At 67.8% G+C, this 2136-nt stretch carries 2 protein-coding genes and 1 pseudogene; all 3 read right to left on the bottom strand.

Annotated features, from left to right (window positions below; genetic code table 11):
- Positions 1-220: 220 nt before the first annotated feature.
- Positions 221-367: a hypothetical protein gene (locus tag ACIQMV_RS39335; protein ID WP_402597917.1), complete on the bottom strand. Its 147-nt coding sequence runs from the start codon at positions 365-367 to the stop codon at positions 221-223.
- Positions 368-490: 123 nt separating this feature from the next.
- The gene (locus tag ACIQMV_RS39330) at positions 491-1012 is read right to left on the bottom strand and encodes a hypothetical protein (protein WP_402597916.1); all 522 of its coding nucleotides are present in this window, start codon (positions 1010-1012) and stop codon (positions 491-493) included.
- Positions 1013-1171: 159 nt separating this feature from the next.
- Positions 1172-2136, bottom strand: a pseudogene (locus ACIQMV_RS39325) (IS481 family transposase); the annotation flags it as partial.

Below are 2136 nucleotides of genomic sequence, written 5' to 3'. Positions count from 1 at the left end.
TTCGGCACCCCGTCGGCACACATCAGAATGATCCGGGCCCGCTCGACAAGGCGAGGCCCCACCGCCCCGTCCACCCAGCGCGACAACTCGGCGAAATCCGCATCAGGCAGCCTGACTTCAACAGCACGAGGTCCTGGCGACATGACAACACACTACAGACTTAAGCCCGCGATTTCCGGCGCATCACACTAGTGCTGCTCCGCAGGAGTTCGTGGAGGGCTCAGGCCGCTTCCTTGAGCGGGGTGCCCTCGTAGGTCCAACGGAAGGGGCGGGCGTGTTCGTTGCGCTGGATTACCCAGGCGTCCATCTTTTCGATCAGGTTGTCCCGACTGGTGAAGTCGCCGTGCCGTAGGACAGCGCGGGTCATCGGGACCAGCTCGTGGTGCTGCGGGAACACTCTGAGCGGTGGTCCGAGAGCGTCTCATGACGCCACGGCGGGAACTGCCGGCAACCCCCTCCTTGCCGGCTTCATCGGCGGTTCGGAGTCTCGTCAGATGCCGAGGTCCTCGAAGATCTCCCTCACCGGGTGATTCCGCGAGTGGGCCCGCCACGGGGACAACGGTGCCAGCCGGGCGACAGCCGCTCCCAGCCACTCCGGGTCGCCCAGGCGGTGCAGCGCCCTCGCTTCGGACGTCCTCCGGAACAGGGCCTCCACCGCGTAGACGTGACTGGCCGTGTAGGGGCGCTTGTGGTGGGTGTAGTTCATCGAGCAGTGTTCGTACGGATGGCGAAGGGTTCCACGCACGGAACAGCTGCTGGGACCGGTCGGCAGCGACCGCCCGAAGCCGAGCACGCCCATGGTGCGAGTGGTGTGCCACGCGTTGTAGGCGGTATGGATCTGCAGCTCCACGAACTTGGACCACGGGAGGACAGTCAGGGGTTCTGGCGATCCGGGCTCGTGATGCGTCATGCCCTCGGCGGTGAGGACCAGCCACGAGCCGCCCTCTCGCTTCGGGTCTCCGATGATCCAACGGTCCCCGACCAGTTCCAGTGGCCCCAGGTGCTCCGCCATGAGCTGATCCTTTCTTAGGTCGTGTGTTCGCCCGATCCGAGACCTACCCTCCGGCCGGTCCCGCTCACCGGAGCGGAGCAGCACTCTAGAACAGGCCCCAGGCGGTGTCGGACAGCTGATGCCTGACGTTCTGGTCCCAGGTGATGCTTGACGGTGGGCCTAGACAACATGGGAAGCCCCGTGGGGCTTGTTCGCTTTCACGTTACGGACCGGGACGTCGGTCGTGCGCCGGATCACCCGGACCTGGCCGTCCAGCTCGACGGTGATCGTGGATTCCGACACATGCACGGTCACGGTCTGCCCTGCGTACGGCCGGCCGAGGGACACGACCTGCCGACAGACCATGACCGTGCCCACCGCGCTGACCCGCCGCTGCACACGCACGGGCTCGACGCCCGGACGCGGCGGCGGCCCGGCCGGACGCAGGCCCCGCAGCCTGCGGACTTCCTCGCTGGTCAGTGGGTTGGGCCGCACCCGCAACAGTTCCCGCGAGGACGGATCGAAGAATGACAGCGTCTCGTCGTCGATGCGGATACCCACCTGGCGGCCGCCGAGGATCTCCGCCGCCAGAACCTGGTGCCCGCCCAGGCCCACCAGGCCGCTGTTGTTCACGACCCGGTCCACCTCGAACGCGGCCCGGTCGCCGGCAGGCAGCGGGGCCGGTCCGGCCGCACGTCCGCCCCGGGCGGCCAGCCGACCCAGATCCGCCACCGACAAGTGCGACCGCACGGTCTTGATCCGTGCTCCCGCGATCAGCAGATGGATCACCGAGGTGTCGGCCCAGAAGGTCACCGTCAGTCCTGAGCGGGCCGGTCCGAGCCAAAACTGCTTGCCCGCGACCTGCAGATTCCCACTCGCGGGCACCACCCGCTCGAACTCCACCGGCCCACCGGGCTCCACCGGCACCGCTGCCGGGACCAGCTCAGGCAGGCCGGCCGGCACGGGCAACACTTCAACCGGATCCGGCTCCGCAGGAGGTGTCCGCTGCTGCGGCACCAACGCAAGCACTCCAGGCACCCTCACACCCAAGACGTCCCGCTCCTGCTCGGGAACCGGGGTGAACCGGTCCGCCGGAGACTGCATGTCCAGCGCCTGATGCGGACGCACAGAGTTGTATTCCCGCA

Origin of the sequence: Streptomyces sp. NPDC091412, from assembly GCF_044756885.1 — a bacterium.
In the GTDB taxonomy this organism is placed as follows: domain Bacteria; phylum Actinomycetota; class Actinomycetes; order Streptomycetales; family Streptomycetaceae; genus Streptomyces.
This window is presented reverse-complemented; position numbering and strand designations above follow the sequence as displayed.

What these genes read in the sequence shown, in the direction of transcription:
- ACIQMV_RS39335 (WP_402597917.1), bottom strand. Translation starts at nt 367, where the DNA reads ATGACCCGCGCTGTCCTACGGCACGGCGACTTCACCAGTCGGGACAAC.
- ACIQMV_RS39330 (WP_402597916.1), bottom strand. Translation starts at nt 1,012, where the DNA reads ATGGCGGAGCACCTGGGGCCACTGGAACTGGTCGGGGACCGTTGGATC.